The following is a 17,226-nucleotide window of genomic DNA, read 5'->3' as shown; positions in this document are numbered from 1 at the left end:
TTTGGCACCTCGATGTCGGCTCATCTCATCCTGGGGCTGTAGCCGGTCCCAAGGGTATGGCTGTTCGCCATTTAAAGAGGTACGTGAGCTGGGTTTAAAACGTCGTGAGACAGTTTGGTCCCTATCTGCCGTGGGCGCTGGAAATTTGAAGGGGGCTGCTCCTAGTACGAGAGGACCGGAGTGGACGAACCTCTGGTGTACCGGTTATGACGCCAGTCGTATCGCCGGGTAGCTATGTTCGGAAGAGATAAACGCTGAAAGCATCTAAGCGTGAAACTCGCCTTAAGATAAGATTTCCCGGAGTCTTGAACTCCCTAAAGGGTCGTCGAAGACCACGACGTTGATAGGTCAGGTGTGGAAGCGCAGTAATGCGTTAAGCTAACTGATACTAATTGCCCGTGTGGCTTGATCCTATAACCTTGTAATACACTGCATGTAACTCATATTCGCAGTCACAACAAACAACCTTCTATCCCCATTTTGCGCTTGGCGCGGTCACCCGCGACAAGCATACAAGTTACGTCTGGCGTCAATAGCCTTCTGGTACCACCCCTTCCCTTCCCGAACAGGACCGTGAAACAGATGAGCGCCAATGATAGTGAGCTTCCGCTCGCGAAAGTAGGTCAACGCCAGACAACCCATGCAAACCCCCGCTAGATTTCTAGCGGGGGTTTTTGCGTTTGAGAGGAAAGAAAAATTCAAAATCACCGACTCTTCTTCCTCTTGAATTCTGTTGTTCTGCCCCCAACTCTCAATCCACGTTCTTAATGTTTCATTGGGAGTTTCAAGCATGTCCGAGTCTGCAACCGCGAACGCAAATCGCGAAACCCTGGGTTTCCAGGCTGAAGTAAAGCAACTGCTGCAACTGATGATTCACTCCTTGTACAGCAACAAGGAAATTTTCCTGCGGGAACTGGTTTCAAATGCTTCCGATGCCTGCGACAAGCTGCGCTTTGAGGCGCTGAACAACAGCGCGCTGTACGGCGATGATGGCGATCTGAAGATCCGTATTTCCTCCGACAAGGCGGCTCGCACGATTACCATTTCCGATAACGGTATTGGTCTGTCGCGAGACGAGGCTGTCGAGCATCTCGGGACCATCGCCAAGTCCGGGACCAAGGAGTTTTTCTCCGCTCTGACCGGTGACCAAGCCAAGGATGCCCATCTGATCGGGCAGTTTGGCGTCGGCTTTTACTCGTCTTTCATCATTGCCGACAAGGTTACGGTGGTTTCCCGCCGCGCCGGTGTCGAGGCTAGTCAGGCTGTCTGCTGGGAATCTGGCGGCGAGGGCGATTACACGGTTGAGATGGTCGAGAAGGCCACGCGCGGTACCGATGTCACCTTGCATTTGCGCGAAGGCGAGGACGAATTCCTCGGTGGCTGGAAGCTGAAGTCGATTATTCGCAAGTACTCCGATCACATCACTTTGCCTATCGTGATGAAGAAGGAGGACTGGAAGGACGGCGAGCAGGTTGCGACCGATGAAGATGAGACGGTCAATCAGGCCAACGCGCTGTGGGTACGTTCCAAGTCGGACATCACCGATGAGCAGTACAAGGAGTTCTACAAGCACGTTGCCCACGACTTCGAAGATCCGCTGGCGTGGACGCATGCCCGCGTCGAAGGCAAGCAGGAATACACGCAGCTGCTCTACATCCCGGCACGTGCGCCGTTCGATCTGTGGGACCGCAACGCCCGTCATGGCATCAAGCTCTACGTGCGTCGCGTTTTCATCATGGATGACGCTGAGCAGTTGATGCCGCTCTACATGCGCTTCGTACGCGGCGTGGTCGATTCATCGGATCTGCCGCTCAACGTTTCGCGCGAAATCCTGCAGCAGAGCAAAGATATTGATGGCATCCGCAGCGGCTGTACGCGCAAGGTGCTGGGCATGCTCGAAGACCTGGCCGAGAACGACAAGGAAAAGTACACCAAATTCTGGGAAGCTTTCGGCGCCGTGCTCAAGGAAGGCGTCGGCGAAGACCACGCCAACAAGGAGAAGATCGCTGGCCTGATCCGTTTTGCCTCGACGCACAACGACACGCCGGAGCAGAACGTTTCGCTGGCTGACTACATCGGTCGCATGAAGGAAGGTCAGGAGAAGATTTACTTCGTCACGGCCGATACCTTCAATGCTGCGAAGAATAGTCCGCACCTCGAAATCTTCCGTAAGAAGGGCATCGAAGTGCTGCTGCTTTCTGACCGCGTTGACGAATGGGTCGTCGGCCACCTGACCGAGTTCGATGGCAAGCACCTGCAGTCTGTCGCCAAGGGCGGTCTGGATCTGGGCAAGCTGGAGGACGAAGCCGAGAAGCAGGAAGCCGAGAAGGCTGCTGACGAGTACAAGGAGTTGCTGGAGAAGGTGAAAACCTCGCTTGGTGACAAGGTGAAGGACGTGCGCGTTACTTACCGACTGACCGATTCGCCCTCCTGCCTGGTGTCTGACGAGCATGATCCGTCCGGCAACCTTGCCCGCCTGATGAAGGCGGCTGGTCAGCCGATGCCGAATTCGAAGCCTATCCTCGAAATCAACCCGCAGCACCCGGCGGTGATGCGCCTCAAGTACGAGGAAAGCCGTTTCGATGACTGGGCGGCGCTGCTGTTCGAACAGGCAACGCTGGCCGAAGGTGGCCATCTGGACGACCCGGCCGGTTTCGTCAAGCGCATCAACGACCTGATGATGGCGCTGTCCGCCAAGTAAGCTGGCGAATTTCCGGCAACAAAGATTGGGCCGCCTTCGGGTGGCCCTTTTTTACGAGTGGAAATTGGCATGAATTTCCGGTTGACCGTGACATTGGATGTCAGGTTTCGCGCCGCCTGGGCCGGCAAACCGGGTACACTGTTCTCCTTTCGAGAAACTGATTTCAGGCTGGCTATTTTTCCGGCCTTTAACCCGCTGATTCCCCGCCGTTTCTCATTCCCCTGATATTCATAGGTACTCCGATGCATCCAGTCCACGACGTTGACTCCCTTCTCATTCTCGCCACGGCCCTTTCTTCCAAGCGGCGGCCGGCCGAGTTGGTCGAGATCGTCTCGGCGGCTGATCTGCTGCAGAACAACATTCCCAATGAGGCGAAGCTGGTCGAGGCTTTCGACCGTCTGGCCAAGCACGGCCTGATCACGGCCGAGGCTGGCGGTTTTGTGCTGACCGCAGCGGGGCAGGCGATTATCACCGGCCTGCCGCGCAAGGCGGAAACGCCGGAACGCCTGTTCGCCATCAAGGACCGTCTCTCGGAATACAACGTCAAGGGCGAGCACGCCGGCGTTACGGTTGATCCGGCTGACGTGACGAAAGCCATTCTGGCCCATCGCGCGTCCGAGAAGACGACGGCCAAAAACCTGCTGGTGCCCAAGCCGAAGCCGGAGGCCGAAGTTCATAAGCCCGGCCAACGCCAGCGCAAGCCGATGCCGGCACGCAAGCGTCGGGTTTGAGCTGGGCATGAGCGAAACTACCGCCGCCAGCACCGCTTTCGACACGCTGCCCTTGTCGCCGGCCATGCTGGCCAATCTGGCGCAGCTTGAATACTTGAGCATGACGCCGATCCAGGCCGCCAGTCTGCCGCTGGCGCTGGCCGGCAACGACCTGATCGCCCAGGCCAAGACCGGCAGCGGCAAGACGGCTGCTTTCGGTCTGGCGCTGCTCAATCGCCTGAACACCAGTCGTTTTGCCGTACAGGCCATGGTCCTCTGCCCGACGCGCGAACTGGCCGATCAGGTGACGCAGGAAATCCGTCGACTGGCCCGTTTTGAAGAGAACATCAAGGTGCTCTCACTGGTCGGTGGCTCGACCTTGCGCAATCAGGCGAACAGTCTGGAAAACGGCGTCCATATCGTTGTCGGCACGCCAGGTCGCATCATGGATCACATAGAGCGCGGCTATCTCAAGCTCGACGAACTGAACACGCTGGTCCTCGACGAAGCCGACCGCATGCTCGACATGGGCTTCCATGACGACATCGCTTTCGTTGCCAAGCGTTGCCCGGCGCAGCGCCAGACGCTGCTGTTCTCGGCGACTTATCCGGACGGCATCGCCCAGTTGGCCAAGCAATTTTTGCGTCAGCCGAAGGAGGTCAAACTCCTTGAGCAGCATGAAGAAACGAAGATTCGCCAGCGCTTCTACGAGGTGAAGGACGACGAGCGTCTCGATGCTGTGGTGCGCCTGCTCAAGCATTACCGCCCGGTCAGCACGCTGGCCTTCTGCAACACCAAGCAGCAGTGCCGCGATCTGGTCAATGTCCTGCGCCATGCCGGCATTCATGCCCTGACGCTAAATGGCGATCTGGAACAGCGCGAGCGTGATCAGGTGTTGATCCAGTTCGCAAATCGCAGTTGCTCGGTGCTCGTGGCGACTGACGTTGCGGCGCGCGGTCTCGATATCGATCAGCTGGAAGCGGTCATCAACGTCGATGTCACACCCGATCCGGAAATCCACATCCATCGCATCGGCCGTACCGGCCGGGGCGACGAGGAGGGCTGGGCGCTCAGTTTGTGCAGTTCGGGCGACCGCCGCCGCGTGGCGACCATCGCCGAGATGATGAAGTGCAAACTCGATGTGCTCGACCTGAAAACAGTCGAAGTCACCGACGATTCGCCGCTCGTGCCGCCGATGTCGACGCTGCTCATGCTCGGCGGGCGCAAGGACAAGATTCGTCCCGGCGACGTCATGGGCGCGCTGGCCGGCGAGGCTGGATTGACCCGCGAACAGGTCGGCAAGATCACGGTGACCGATCAGAGCACCTACGTCGCCGTGGCGCGTGCCGTTGCCAAGGAGACGGTGCGTAAATTGTCGGCCGGCAAGGTCAAGGGCAAGACCGTCAAGGTGCGGATTCTGACCAACTAAGCGGTTTTGAAATCACGCCACTGACTGGCGTGATTTCAATTTTGGCCGTTTTTTCCGGTTGACCGTGGAAGTCGCTTGGCGAACGACTGCTTGCTCACTACCTAGAATTCATACGATACGGCGGCGACACCGGTGACCGACGTCGCCTGGCGTGTCAGCGGACTGTCCTTGGCATCGCCTTGCAGGCTGCTGACCGAAACGGTGGTCAGGATCGCTACGCTTGGCGTGATTTGATAGCTCAGCGCTGCGTTGGCGCGAACGTCACGCAGGCCTAACTCCGGGCGGTAAGCCACGTAACCACTCGACGCCGACTGGGCTGCGGTAACGCCAAAATACGACTGCATGTAGTCCTCGTTGGCCAGCGTCATGCTGGCGCCAAAACCGAGGCGCCAGAGCGGCGACAACTTTGTCGAATAGCCCGCACCGAGATCGATAACCATCCCCGCGCTATCATTGCCCGAGCCGTAACGCAGAGACGAGGTCAGGGTGATTTCCTTGTTGAGCGAGTAGTTCAGGAAGGCGCCCAGCTCTGGTTTCGGGTCGATATCGCCCATGCCGCGCAGCGCATCCGACCGGCTCTCGTCGCGTCCGAAATCAGCGGTGACGCGCAAGCCGTACTGCAACTCCCTCGTCTGACCAAAATTGTAGCCGATGCCATTGCGGGTGCCGGCAAACCAGCCATTTCGCCACTGGTAGTCGAGCCCCGGCAGAACCAGCGTTCGCCGTTCGTCGGCGCCCTGGTAAGCCATGCCGGCAATGACGGCCAGCCCGACGGAGCCACGATCCTTTTCAGCAGCGCCGCCAGCCAGGCGAACGGCATCAAAGGCCTGGGCAACTGCATTGGGTGCCGCGAGCGAAAGCAGCCCGATTACGGCGAGGCCTTTTAGTGAATTTTTCATGAAGTCTCCGTTGGGAAATAACTGACTGTGAAATTGGATCGAGCCTGGATTGCGTCCGGGCTCAAACCGCTCGACCCGGCCACTTCGTGCATATTGACGCGGGCTTTCAATCGAGCTGCCAGCAAATAAAGCCCGCCCAGCTTGCGATGCAGAAAGAGCGCATCGGCCGGCGGGGTGTGCCAGAAATCGCGATCCATGCCGAGCACCATACCGGCATCGCGGATGCGCACGCCCAGGTCGGAGCGGCCGAAGTCGTATTCGCCGATGTGGCACAGCGGTTCGCAAGCCAGCGCAAAAATGTCGAGCACGGCCTGGCGCTGGCCTTCCTTGATGTCCTGCTGAAAATAGCCGATGGCCACGGCGGCCTCATTCATCCCCTGGCGGTCGTTACGCATGGCGCAGGTCATCAGTCGCCGATAGCTGTCGACCATCGCCGCCGGATAGGCGCGCGTGGCGCCGAAGTCGAGCAGGATGAGCTGCTGCGATGCCGCGGCGTAGCGATAATTGGCAAAATTCGGGTCGGTCTGGATCAGGCGGAATTCGAAAATTTCGCGAAACAATAGGTGGAAAAGGCGGCTCACGATGCGGTCGCGTTCGGCCTGCGGCAAGTGGTTTAACGTTTCCACTGCATCGCCGTCGAGGCGCGTCATGGCCAGGATGTTTTCCGTCGTCAGATCTTCGTGCATTTCCGGCACCATGAACTCGTCGGCATCGGCTAGCAGGCTGGAAAACTGCATCATGCAGGCGCCTTCGCGGCGGTAGTCGGCCTCATCGTGCAACTGCTTTTTCGCTTCGTCGAGCAGCGGCTTGATGTCCAGCGACTTCGGCAGCAAGCCGGAAACGCGGAGCAGGGTGGCGACGTTGTCGACATCGCTGTCGATGCTGCGGCGGATGCCGGGGTACTGGATTTTGACCGCGACTTTTCGTCCATCCTTGCGTTGCCCAAAATGCACCTGGCCGATCGAGGCCGCCGCCATCGGAGTGAAAGAGAAACGCTCGAAATGGCGATCCCAGCCCTCGCCCCAGTTGGCGTTGAGGGCGCTGACAACCTGGCTCATCGGCATCGGGATGGCATCGGCGCGGAGCCGGGAGAGGATTTCGGCCAGCTCCGGCGGCAACAGTTCGCCGGCATCCATCGACAGCAGTTGCCCGACCTTCATCGCCGCGCCGCGCAATTGGGCCAGTTGATCGGCTACGCGGCGGGCATTGGCCGGCGTCAGTAGCAGTTGATGCATTTGCGGCCGCTTGCCCTGGGCAAACTGCCGCGCCCCCTCGGCCAGCATGTTGCCGGCCACGCCGCCGGCCAGCGAGCCAAGCCGCGCCAGGCGCGACCAGCGGCCGCCGGGAACGGCCGATGACTTCCTCACCAGCTCATCGGCCATCCGGCTTCCAATGTGGTTTCCATTTTGGCGGTTCATCCAGGGTTTCAGCTTCGTCCAGCGGATAAGCGTCGGCGACGTAGGCCGGGCCTTTCATCATCATGACAATAAAGGCGGCAATGCCGACGGTGAGCACCACCGTCCAGTGCAGGATGATCAGGCTGATGACGTAAATGTCGGTGGTGGTGATCGCCAGCGCCTCATCCGGGCTGGTGGTCAGTCGGGTCAAAAGCGAGGGAACAGCGAGCAGCGCTGTGCCGAGCAGAAATGTCCGAGGGAGCAAGCGGAGGACGACACGTTCCTTGCCGGCCGGGGTGCGGGGAAAACCGGGCAAACGATTGAACAGGTTCATGGCGCGACCTCCGGGGTTTTTCGTAGTTAAACACAGGTAGCGAAAACGCCACCTGCGGCACCGGTGAGCGGTGCGGTCGTGTTCATGCGGGCTCTTGGGTTTAACTATTTCGTCCAGAACGAAAAATAATGCTTGGCTCGTATTGCAAGAAATTAGCTTATTGTTGCGATTTAGGTCTATGTTTGTCTAGGACAAAATTAAGTCCATATCGTTCTAAAGTATTTAGAAATACCTTCTGAAAGCGTGCCCATGTCGTCCATCCGCTCCACCATCCCCGCCCTGTTATTCGCCCTGACGCTGGCTGCCTGTTCGACGGCACCGCCCGAAGGCGTTCGTCCGGTGACCTCTTTCGACATCAATCGCTACCTCGGGCAGTGGTACGAAATCGCCCGGCTCGACCATTCGTTCGAGCGCGGCATGAGCGACGTCAATGCCACCTACCTGTTGCAGGACGACGGCAGCGTCAAGGTCATCAACCGGGGATACGACACGCAGCGGCAGGCGTGGAAGGAGGCCATCGGCCGCGCCCTTTTCATCGGCGACAGTGGTACGGCATCGCTCAAGGTGTCGTTCTTCGGCCCGTTCTACGGCGGCTATCACGTGATTGCGCTTGATCAGCAGAACTATCGCTGGTCGCTCGTTGCCGGGCCGGATCGCGATTATTTGTGGATTCTCGCCCGCGAAAAGACGCTGCCGGCCGAGGTCCGCGAGCAACTGCTCGGTCAGGCGCGGGCGCTCGGCTTTGCCACCGACAAGCTGATCTGGGTCGAGCAAAAGCGGAGTGATACGAATTGAGCCAGCCAGCTTTTTGAATGCACGCCACGAAAAAATCCGATTTGCCGAGCAAAATATGCCAATCCTGCGGTCAACCGTATTTTTGGCGCAAAAAGTGGTCGGCAGTCTAGGCGGAGTTCAAGTATTGCGCCGAGGGCAGGCTGTCGCGCACCCAATCAGCAAACCAGGCCGTCAGCGGCCGACTTTCGCCCATGCCGGCCAGGCGGTGGTCGATGGCATTGTGGTTGCCCCAGACCACATCCGGCAGCGCGCCATCGGCCACCCGTTTTTCGATGTCGCGACAAAACAGCCCGAGATCACGCTGCATGTAAAAGCCGTAGGTGCGGCAGGCCACCGGGCGGTGCTGATAGACCGGGCAGGCACCGGTGGCGTAGTCGAGCAGCGGGCAGATAACGAGGCGGGCCGTTGAATCCGCCACGGCGGCGATCTCGCGGCTGATGGCTTGCAGGTGATCAGCCGCCAACTCGGCCAGGCCTTCGCGTAGCAAGTCCCATTCGGCCGCCGTCAGTTGCGGCACCTCGGCGAGCCGCTTGCAGCAGCTATCGCAACCCTTTCCGCACGGCCAGTCGGCCTTGTTTTCCCGGATGCTTGCCACCCGGGCGTCGATATCGACGTGCAGTTCGGTCAGTTGGCTCATTGTTTCTTATTTGATCGGCCGGGCGGCTTCAGCAGCCTTGGCGGAAAAGGCCGGGCCGGCAATGTCCGCTTCGCTAAGACCGCGATTCACATCCAGCCCGATCAGCCGCCAGTCATGCACCGGCAGGCTGGGGATGGGCTTGCGCAGACGCTCGTAAAAACGGGTTGGCCAGGTGACGCCGGCGATCTCTTTGTGGTCGAAGAAATCGACTTCTGCGAGAGCGCCCTGTGTTGATTCCAGACCTTCCATGGTGAAGCGGACACGGCGCAGCAGGTGGTTTTCGGCGTCGATGAACAGCAGGTAGCGATCTTCCGCTGACAGGCCATGGCCGGGGCGGCGCACGGCGACCAGCGTCGTGCAGGCACGGCCTTCGACATCCTCGTTCTCGCCCATTTCCAGACTAAGGTTGCCGTCGAGAAAATAGAACGGCCCGGTCAGGAACATCCGGTAACCGTCGGCGACCAGCGCCGCCGCAGCGAGCACATCGCGGTCGTTGGCCGGCGCATCGTTGTAGAAAACCTGCACCTCGCCGTTGCGCCGGATGACCTGCTTGCTGCCCTTCGGGCCAAGATGGCGCTGACCGATCAGCGGCCCGCCCTTGAAGATGATCCGCTCCTGAGAGCCCTGACGGAAATCGGCGTCGATCAGCGTCGGTTGCACCTTGCTGACCAGCCCGTACCACTCGCCGGCATAGCCAACGTTGAGGTCATCGATCTGGCGGAAGGCAGCCAGGCCATGCGCTTCCGCCGACTTCTGCAGCATGGCGCGCGCTGCCGGCTGTTCGCCGCTGCCGGCAGCCTGCGGAATGCCACGCGACATGCAGCCGCCGAGGAGCAGCACGAGGGCTATTGGCAGCAATCTGATCAGGCTTGAGCGCATATTTTTCTACTCCGTGTTATGGCAGAACAATTTCAATTTTGGCCGTTTTTCCCGGTTGACCGTAGCAAGCCCCGGTTGACCGTGGAACTCACGAATTTCCGGCAGAAACCTCGGCCACCCACAACGGCGGGCCGCCGGCCGCCAAGTGACACAGATAGGCACGCAGGTCAAATTCCAGCTGGAAGTAATTCGCCTCCATGTGCTGGCACAGCTGATAGAACGCCTTGTCGTGCTCCGGTTCCTTGAGATGCGCGATTTCATGGACAACGATCATGCGCAGGAACTCCGGCGGCATCTCACGAAAGACGCTGGAGACATGGATTTCGCGCTTGCTCTTGAGCTTTCCGCCCTGGACGCGGGCGATCCGGCTGTGTATGCCCAGCGCTTTCTGCAGCGTCTGCAACTTGCCGTCGAAGGCCACCTTGCTCGGCTGCGGGGCATTGCGCAAATACGTCGCCTTGATCTCCTGAACATAGTCGTAGAGCGCCTTGTCGGTGCGCACCTGATGCACTTCCGGATACTTCTGGCGCAGCACCCTGCCGAGCTGACCCTGTTCAATCAGGCGCTGCACCGATTCCGTCAGGTGCGCGGGGTAGCCGGCGAGGTAGTTGGGCGTAGCGGGTTTGGTCATGGCGCGCCGATTTTACTGGAAGCCTCGGTGCTTTTTTGGCGGGCACGCGGCAATCAGCGATAAGCTAGCGCGAATTTCCGAAATCGATTCACCCATGCAAAATTCCGTCCTCATCATCGTCATCGCCCAACTGTTCGGTACCTCGCTGTGGTTCTCCGCCAACAGCGCGGCCGACGACCTGATCCGCGCCTGGGGCATCGCGCCGGCCGACATCGGCACGCTGACCAACGCCGTGCAACTCGGCTTCATCCTCGGCACGATGACCTTCGCCATTTCCGGTCTGGCCGACCGCTTCGCGGCGAGCCGCATCTTCGCCATCTGCGCCGTGCTCGGCGCCGTCTGCAACGGCGCCTTTGCCTTGCTCGCCGATGGCATGGCCTCGGCCGTGCCGTTGCGTTTCGCCGTCGGCTTCTGTCTGGCCGGCGTCTACCCGCTGGGCATGAAGCTGGTCGTCAGTTGGGTGCCCGAACGGGCCGGTGCCGCGCTGGCTCAGCTGGTCGGCATGCTGACTTTGGGCACGGCCCTGCCCCACGGCATCCGGCTAGCCGGGGCGGGGTGGTCGTGGCAGGCCACCATCCTGGTGTCGTCCGGGCTGGCGTTGTTGGCCGCAGTCATGATCTTCCGCCTCGGCGACGGGCCGCACCTCAAGCGTCGGCACGGTGCACCACCTCTGCGTCTGGGCCGCGTCTTCTACGCCTTCTCCGTCCGCGAATTCCGCGCCTCCGCCCTCGGCTATTTCGGCCACCAGTGGGAGCTTTACGCCTTCTGGACGCTAACCCCGGCGCTGATCATCCTGAGCGGCCTGGCCGAGGCAGGGAGCCGCCAACTCTCCGGGCTGGCCTTTGCCGTCATCGGTATCGGTGCGCTCGGCTGCCTGTTCGGCGGCTGGTGGAGCCAGCGCATCGGCAGCGCGCGTGTGGCGGCCATCGCCCTGGCCAGCTCGGCCATCTGCTGCGCCCTGTTTCCGCTGACGGGAGACTGGCCGGCTGCCGCCAAGATCGCCTTGCTGCTCCTCTGGGGCGCCACCGTCGTCGCCGATTCGCCGCATTTCTCGGCCCTCTCGGCCCGTGCCTGCCCGCCGGAAATCGTCGGCAGCGCGCTGGCCTTCCAGAACTCCATCGGCTTCGCCATCACCATGTTCTCCATCCAGCTCGGCACGGCGTGGATTGCCGATTGGGGCATGAGCATCGCCTGGCTGCTCCTGCCCGGGCCGCTGCTCGGCTTGCTCGGCCTTTACCCGCTCTGGCGCTCGGCGCGCTTACCAGCGTAATTCGGCCCTGCTGTCGGTGGCGCTCCGGTAGGCCGCGAAGCGCTCGGTCAGGAAATCGAGAAACACCCGCACCTTGGCCGACAGGTTCAGGCGTTGCGGATACAGCGCGTAGATGTCGGCCGGGCTGCCCGACCATTCCGGCAGCACGCGGACCAGCCGGCCGGCGCGCAGCTCGGCCGCTGTATCCCACAGCGAACGGAGCAGGATGCCATGGCCGTCGAGCGCCCAGTCGACGGCCACCTCGCCGTGATTGGTGCTCAGCTTGCTGCTCACCTTGACGTTGCGGCACTGCTTGCCGGCGCACAGCGTCCACGTTCCGAAGGCGGCGCTGCCTTCGCGGATGACGATGCAGTCATGGCTGCCCAGATCATCCGGGTCCAGCGGCTGGCCACGGCGGGCAAGGTAGTCGGGTGAGGCAAACAGGTAGCGCTGGTTCGAGGCAATCTTGCGGGCCACGACGCGCGCCTCCGGCGGTTCGCCAAAACGGATGGCGATGTCGAAGCTCTGGTCGCCCGGCATGACGGCCTGATCACCGAGCGTGAGCTGGATGTCCACGGCCGGATATTGCCGGACGAAGTCGGAAACGGCTGGCGCCAGCTGACGGCGACCGAAACCATAGGTCGCGTGGATTCGCAGCAAGCCGCGTGGTTCGGCCCGGGTGCGGGTCAGCGTTTGTTCCAAGGCGTCGATTTCGCCGAGTATGCGGCGGCTTTCGGCCAGGTAAAGTTCGCCCTCAGGAGTCAGGCTCATCCGGCGCGTCGTTCGCGTCAGCAGGCGAACGCCGAGGCGCTGTTCGAGCTGGGCCAAGCGCCGGCTGACGGCAGGGCCGGTCAGCCCAAGCTCGCGGGCCGCGCGGGCCAGACTGCCTTGCTGGACAAGCAGGCTAAAGAAAGCGAGTTCGGAGGACATTGGCTGATTGATAAATGGAATTAACGAATCAAGTTAATTTTGAGACATTTTCGCCTTTATGCAAAGCAGTAACATGGCCCGATATACTTTCCGAGTCCCGCCATGATTCTCGCCCTTAGCCTTCTCTTGCCCCTGCTGATCGGCGCCGTCCTCGGCCTGGCCGGTGGCATTTTCGGCATCGGCGGCGGCATCATTGCCATCCCAGTGATGACCGGGCTGTTCGGTATGGATCAGAAGCTGGCGCAGGGCACGGCGCTGGTCATGATGGTGCCCAACCTGAGCATTGCCCTGTGGCGCTACTGCCAGCGCCAGCCGCTGCCAAAGCTGCGCACCGCGATGCTGGTAGTCTGCGCGGTGACGGCAACGGCCCTGACAGCGCACTACGCGAGCAGCCTGGCCTCCAGCCAATTGCGCCGCTACTTCGGCCTTTTTCTGCTCTGGCTGGCCATCCACAGCCTGTGGTCCCTGCGAGCCGGGCGCTCGAACTGGTCGTTCACGCTGCCTGAATGGCTGATTCCGCTGGTCGGCCTGATCGGCGGCACCTGCCAGGGCCTGATCAGCATCGGTGGCGGCATGATCACGCCACCCATTCTGGTCACCTTTTTCCGCCAGACGCAGGCCATGGCCCAGGGCTTCGCCATCGCGCTGGTCATGCCCAGCTCCATCGTCGCTTTGCTGACCTTTTCGAACGCCGGGCTGGTCGACTGGAAAATGGGTGCGTTGTTTGCGGTGGGCGGAGCCCTGACCGTTTCGCTCGGTGTCCGCATCGCCCATCGCCTGCCCGAGCGCCGTCTGCGTGTTGCTTTCGCGCTGATGCTGGTCGCCACCGCACTATGGATGATCAGCATCGGCTGAGTTTTGGCAAAATGGCGGCTTACCCTGAACGCCTTCGCCAATGAACCCCGAAGATTTGCTCCTCCTCGTCACCCGCACGATGCCCTTCGGCAAGCACAAAGGCACCCTGATTGCCGATCTCCCCGGCAACTACCTCAACTGGTTCGCCCGCGAAGGCTTCCCGCCCGGCGAAATCGGCCGTTTGCTGGCGTTGATGCAAGAGATTGATCATAACGGGCTGTCGGATTTGCTCAAGCCCTTGCGCCGAAAGTAGCGCTTAGTTGCAAGGCTATTTACACGCTGTCTATTAGCGAATGACATCGGTGTTTTTCCTCTTGTCTACAAGTGACATCAGGCATGGTTTGGCCAATTGTCGACCTTCACTCTCGTCACGAAGCCGCCATCTGAATGACCGGTTGAATCTGTTCCGGGCCCTGCCGAACTAGCGACTTCCAAGTCAGACAACTCGGCTGAAGCGGTTCGTTTGCATTGATGCATCTTGCGCCTGATAGGTTGCTGCTGGTGGACGCCTAAGGATTGAAGCTCGGCGTCGTCAGTGGTTTGATTCCTGCGTTGCACCGTTGTCGAGGTGTGGATGCGGACCTTTCCGTAGTCGAGACTGGGATTCATGTAACAGCTGCTACTGTTCAGGCGCATTGAACGGCGTGGCGACGAGCAGCGCGAGAGCTGGAGAAGGCAGGAGGAATCCACCGCTTCATCCCCTTTTCGCATGCGGTCGATCCGGCATCTGTCAATTCGATCAGCTTTTAGCAGTTGTGCTCATGATAGGATTCGCAATCTTGATGATTGCGATAAATTCGATATGTTTCTTATAGTTCTGAATTCAACTTCGATTGAGTCATCTGAAATTCGGTATCCATTGATGCGACTGTACTGAGGTAGGAGGCTGGTTGATGCGGAACCGCGGTCGGCATTTAACATTTTTGGGATTCGCCTTTGCGGCTGTGGCCTCTTTGGCGATCCTGACGGGGATGGTGTTCAACCTCCATTTTGAGAGGCAGCGCATCCTCGACGAATGGAGCGACAAGAACGCGCGGCTGACGCACGGAATCGCCGAACTGGTGGCCCGTTCGATGGACGGTGTCGATGTCCTGCTTGACGACGTTCAAGCTGACCTTAAGTCCCAAGCGTGGTGGACCTGGTCGAGTTCCCAGGTGGGCTATCAGTTTCTCCAGGGGCGCTTGAAGGTCCGGTTGCCGCAGCTAAGGCATCTGTTGATTTACGATGCCCTGGGCAATCAGCGCCATGTCAGCTTCGCGTCCGAGTTCAAACCCGTCAGCGTAACCGACCGCCCCTATTGGAGCGAGATTTTGGCTGGAGTCGAGCGGGTGCGTTTTGGCCCTTATCTCGGTCGGAACACGGGCAAGCTGGTTTATGCCCATATCCGTCGGCTTGAGTCCGTAGATGGAAGTTTTGCGGGTATTTTGTTTGGCGCGATGGAAACGAGTTATTTCGAAGAGCATTGCCAGTCACTGATGAACTACGGCTCTTTGGTCGGGGCACTGGTCAATCGCTCTGGTGAGATCATTTCGCGCTGCCGTGACAATCCATCAGGCAAGGCATCCATCGAGAAGATACAGTCGCTGATTCCGGAAGTCGCCATCGCAGACATCCAGGAAATCCCCTCTGAAATGAGGCTGTTGGGGAACGAGTACATATTGACCGTCGCATCGGTCGAGGGCTACGAGGATTTGCGTATTGTGACCGCGGTCAGGCAGGACGAGGTCCTCGCCGAGTGGCATAAGCATTTACTGCGGTTTGTATTTCTCGCCACGCTGGGTGTCATTCTGCTGGCGATTGCGGCAGTCATCATCTGGCGCCAAATCAAGCAGCTGGAAGCGATGGCGAAACAACTCCAGACGCATAGCGAGCAACTTGAGAGGCAAGTCAAGGAGCGTACCGCAGAACTGCAGGTCGCCAAGGAAAAGGCTGAATCCGCCAACTTGGCCAAGAGCACATTCCTGGCGACGATGAGCCACGAGATCCGCACACCGATGAACGGCGTTCTCGGCATGGCCCAACTATTGCGCCGCACGTCTTTGGATACAAGACAGGCCAGCTATCTTGATGATATCCAGACTTCGGGACAATTTCTGCTTACGGTCATTAACGATATTCTTGACTATTCCAAGATCGAAGCAGGCAAGGTCGAATTGGCCGAATTCGATTTCCTGCTCGACGATCTGATTCAGGAAGTCTGGACGATTGTTGGCAACCGTGCTCAATCCCGGGGGCTTGAGCAGGTGACCGACTGTGACTTGTCCGGTCTTGCCCTGCGAGGCGACAAGGGGCGCCTGCAGCAAGCGTTGATCAACTATCTGGGCAATGCCGTCAAATTCACGGAGCGAGGTTGTGTCACCCTTAGTTGCCGCCTGCTTGAGGAAACGAAAGCGGGCTATTTCCTGCGGTTCGAGGTCAGCGATACAGGGATCGGGATGTCGGATGAGCAAAAATTCCGCGTCTTCGAAGCCTTCGAGCAAGCTGATGGCACCATCAGCCGGAGATACCGGGGGAGCGGATTGGGATTGGCGATTACCCGCCGCATCGCCCATCTTATGGGGGGCGATGTTGGCGTGGAAAGTACGCCTGGCCAAGGCAGTACCTTCTGGCTGACAGCCCGTCTGGGAAGAGGAGTGGGTATCAATCCGGAACTGCCTGTGCTTGTAGCTCCGTCCGCAGAAGCGCTGCTGAGGCAGGGTTTCTGCGGAAGCAAGGTGCTTGTGGTGGAAGACGACGCCATCAATCAGACGCTGATTGGTTGTCTGCTTGAAGAGGTCGGGTTGGTGGCCGACATGGCCAATGACGGTCAGGACGCGCTGACGAAGGTGGTGCAAACCGATTACAAGCTCATCCTGATGGATGTCCAGATGCCGACTCTGGATGGGCTGGAGGCAACCCGCAGGATTCGTGCATTGCCCGACAAGGGCGATGTGGTGATTATCGCGATGACGGCGAACTCCTTCTCTGATGACCACGCGAACTGCTTGGCAGCAGGAATGGACGATTTTGTCGGCAAACCGTATGAACCGGATGTTGTGTTCGCGACACTGCTGCGTTGGCTGCAAAAGGAAAGCAGCAGCAACGAAGGAGCACCACCGAAATAAGCTGGACAGTCACAAACGGCCACAGCCGTTCGGGCATCAATTGCCACCTGGTTTGAATCGCCCTGAAGGTCAAATGCATTTGGCGGCCGCCCCAATCGGATACCTGCCGCTGAATATCTGCTGGCTAAACTGGATGTTGAGAACACACACCAGATCAACCATCGCCCCTAAATACCGCCAACAGAAAGGAACCCGCGAGGTTCCTTTTTGTTGGGCAGCTACCCCGTTGGTTGTCCCAATCCCACGGTCAACCGGAATTCTTGGCCAAAAATGAAATGCCGGTATCCCGGCATTTCGTCGCCTTATTTCACGCCAAACTGCTCACGCAGGCAGGCTTTGTGTTCCGGGCCGATTTTGTCCTGGCAGGCGGCGCGGGCTTTTTGGTGTTGGTCGCAACGGGCCTGATTGGGGGCCTTGCTGCAGTCGACCGGCGGCATTTTCTGTTGCATGCACTGGCGGAAGGCGGGGCCGGTCTGGCCCTGGCATTCCTTGTAGGCCATCTTGCGCGCTTCGCATTGTTGCGGGTTGCCGGCCTTGGCGCAGTCGAAGTTCTGTCGTTGTTCCTGCATGCATTGCCGGCGTTGCGGGCCGGCGGTGGTCTTGCAGGCTTCACGGGCCGGGGCGCGGGCTTCGCGCTGGGCGGTGCAGGCGGCGGGGTTCGGGGCCAGGCTGCAGT

General features: G+C 59.8%; 18 protein-coding genes and 2 rRNA genes. 12 read left to right on the top strand and 8 right to left on the bottom strand.

All coding sequences use genetic code 11. From position 1 onward, the window contains the following. The 6 genes from WBK19_RS09575 to dbpA form a co-directional block, all read left to right on the top strand. Positions 1-413, top strand: a 23S ribosomal RNA gene (locus WBK19_RS09575); the annotation flags it as partial. Between the two features lie 109 nt (positions 414-522). Next, a 5S ribosomal RNA gene (gene rrf, locus WBK19_RS09570) occupies positions 523-635 on the top strand. A 155-nt stretch (positions 636-790) separates the two neighbouring features. After that, positions 791-2,701: a molecular chaperone HtpG gene (gene htpG / locus WBK19_RS09565; protein WP_511289160.1), complete on the top strand. Its 1,911-nt coding sequence runs from the start codon at positions 791-793 to the stop codon at positions 2,699-2,701. A gap of 69 nt (positions 2,702-2,770) precedes the next feature. Continuing rightward, a complete protein-coding gene (locus WBK19_RS09560) occupies positions 2,771-2,926 on the top strand; it encodes a hypothetical protein (protein WP_511289158.1) in 156 nt (51 codons plus the stop codon). A gap of 17 nt (positions 2,927-2,943) precedes the next feature. Further along, positions 2,944-3,432: a hypothetical protein gene (locus WBK19_RS09555; protein WP_511289156.1), complete on the top strand. Its 489-nt coding sequence runs from the start codon at positions 2,944-2,946 to the stop codon at positions 3,430-3,432. 7 nt (positions 3,433-3,439) lie between these two features. Next, positions 3,440-4,840: an ATP-dependent RNA helicase DbpA gene (dbpA, locus tag WBK19_RS09550; protein WP_511289154.1), complete on the top strand. Its 1,401-nt coding sequence runs from the start codon at positions 3,440-3,442 to the stop codon at positions 4,838-4,840. Between the two features lie 101 nt (positions 4,841-4,941). Here the strand turns inward: dbpA and WBK19_RS09545 are convergent, their stop codons facing one another. The 3 genes from WBK19_RS09545 to WBK19_RS09535 are packed head-to-tail and all read right to left on the bottom strand — an operon-like array spanning position 4,942 to position 7,470. After that, positions 4,942-5,739 (bottom strand): MipA/OmpV family protein, encoded by a 798-nt coding sequence (locus tag WBK19_RS09545; RefSeq protein ID WP_511289152.1) that lies wholly within the window; start codon positions 5,737-5,739, stop codon positions 4,942-4,944. Further along, complete coding sequence (locus WBK19_RS09540; RefSeq protein WP_511289150.1) at positions 5,736-7,121, bottom strand: ABC1 kinase family protein; 1,386 nt, start codon at positions 7,119-7,121, stop codon at positions 5,736-5,738. The genes WBK19_RS09545 and WBK19_RS09540 overlap by 4 nt, the downstream gene beginning before the upstream one ends. Then, positions 7,111-7,470 (bottom strand): hypothetical protein, encoded by a 360-nt coding sequence (locus tag WBK19_RS09535; protein ID WP_511289148.1) that lies wholly within the window; start codon positions 7,468-7,470, stop codon positions 7,111-7,113. The genes WBK19_RS09540 and WBK19_RS09535 overlap by 11 nt, the downstream gene beginning before the upstream one ends. A 249-nt stretch (positions 7,471-7,719) precedes the next feature. Between WBK19_RS09535 and WBK19_RS09530 the strand changes: the two genes are divergently transcribed. Next, entirely contained in the window at positions 7,720-8,265 is a 546-nt protein-coding gene (locus tag WBK19_RS09530) for a lipocalin family protein (protein ID WP_511289147.1), read from the top strand. Positions 8,266-8,282: 17 nt separating this feature from the next. After that, positions 8,283-8,375 (top strand): DUF2256 domain-containing protein, encoded by a 93-nt coding sequence (locus WBK19_RS09525; RefSeq protein WP_511289145.1) that lies wholly within the window; start codon positions 8,283-8,285, stop codon positions 8,373-8,375. Here the strand turns inward: WBK19_RS09525 and WBK19_RS09520 are convergent. The 3 genes from WBK19_RS09520 to WBK19_RS09510 form a co-directional block, all read right to left on the bottom strand. Beyond that, positions 8,372-8,902, bottom strand: a complete 531-nt coding sequence (locus WBK19_RS09520; RefSeq protein WP_511289143.1) for a YkgJ family cysteine cluster protein — start codon at positions 8,900-8,902, stop codon at positions 8,372-8,374. The genes WBK19_RS09525 and WBK19_RS09520 overlap by 4 nt on opposite strands. A 6-nt stretch (positions 8,903-8,908) precedes the next feature. Then, positions 8,909-9,781: a hypothetical protein gene (locus tag WBK19_RS09515; RefSeq protein WP_511289141.1), complete on the bottom strand. Its 873-nt coding sequence runs from the start codon at positions 9,779-9,781 to the stop codon at positions 8,909-8,911. Between the two features lie 88 nt (positions 9,782-9,869). Continuing rightward, positions 9,870-10,412 (bottom strand): YgjP-like metallopeptidase domain-containing protein, encoded by a 543-nt coding sequence (locus WBK19_RS09510; protein ID WP_511289139.1) that lies wholly within the window; start codon positions 10,410-10,412, stop codon positions 9,870-9,872. A 94-nt stretch (positions 10,413-10,506) separates the two neighbouring features. On the opposite strand from WBK19_RS09510, the gene WBK19_RS09505 reads away from it, so the two are divergent. Then, positions 10,507-11,682 carry an MFS transporter gene (locus WBK19_RS09505; protein ID WP_511289137.1) on the top strand — a complete coding sequence of 392 codons (1,176 nt, stop codon included), beginning with the start codon at positions 10,507-10,509 and terminating at the stop codon, positions 11,680-11,682. Here the strand turns inward: WBK19_RS09505 and WBK19_RS09500 are convergent. Next, positions 11,671-12,591, bottom strand: a complete 921-nt coding sequence (locus WBK19_RS09500; protein ID WP_511289135.1) for a LysR family transcriptional regulator — start codon at positions 12,589-12,591, stop codon at positions 11,671-11,673. The genes WBK19_RS09505 and WBK19_RS09500 overlap by 12 nt on opposite strands. A 102-nt stretch (positions 12,592-12,693) precedes the next feature. On the opposite strand from WBK19_RS09500, the gene WBK19_RS09495 reads away from it, so the two are divergent. The 3 genes from WBK19_RS09495 (at position 12,694) to WBK19_RS09485 (ending at position 16,550) form a co-directional block, all read left to right on the top strand. Beyond that, complete coding sequence (locus WBK19_RS09495; RefSeq protein ID WP_511289133.1) at positions 12,694-13,446, top strand: sulfite exporter TauE/SafE family protein; 753 nt, start codon at positions 12,694-12,696, stop codon at positions 13,444-13,446. 40 nt (positions 13,447-13,486) lie between these two features. After that, complete coding sequence (locus tag WBK19_RS09490; protein ID WP_511289131.1) at positions 13,487-13,699, top strand: DUF3820 family protein; 213 nt, start codon at positions 13,487-13,489, stop codon at positions 13,697-13,699. A 640-nt stretch (positions 13,700-14,339) separates the two neighbouring features. Beyond that, positions 14,340-16,550, top strand: coding sequence for an ATP-binding protein (locus WBK19_RS09485; protein WP_511289129.1), 2,211 nt, complete (start codon positions 14,340-14,342; stop codon positions 16,548-16,550). Between the two features lie 302 nt (positions 16,551-16,852). Here the strand turns inward: WBK19_RS09485 and WBK19_RS09480 are convergent. Further along, a partial coding sequence (locus WBK19_RS09480; protein WP_511289127.1) for a hypothetical protein occupies positions 16,853-17,226 on the bottom strand: 374 nt, incomplete at its 5' end.

It is taken from the genome of Azonexus sp., from assembly GCF_049652925.1.
GTDB lineage: Bacteria > Pseudomonadota > Gammaproteobacteria > Burkholderiales > Rhodocyclaceae > Azonexus.
This window is presented reverse-complemented; position numbering and strand designations above follow the sequence as displayed.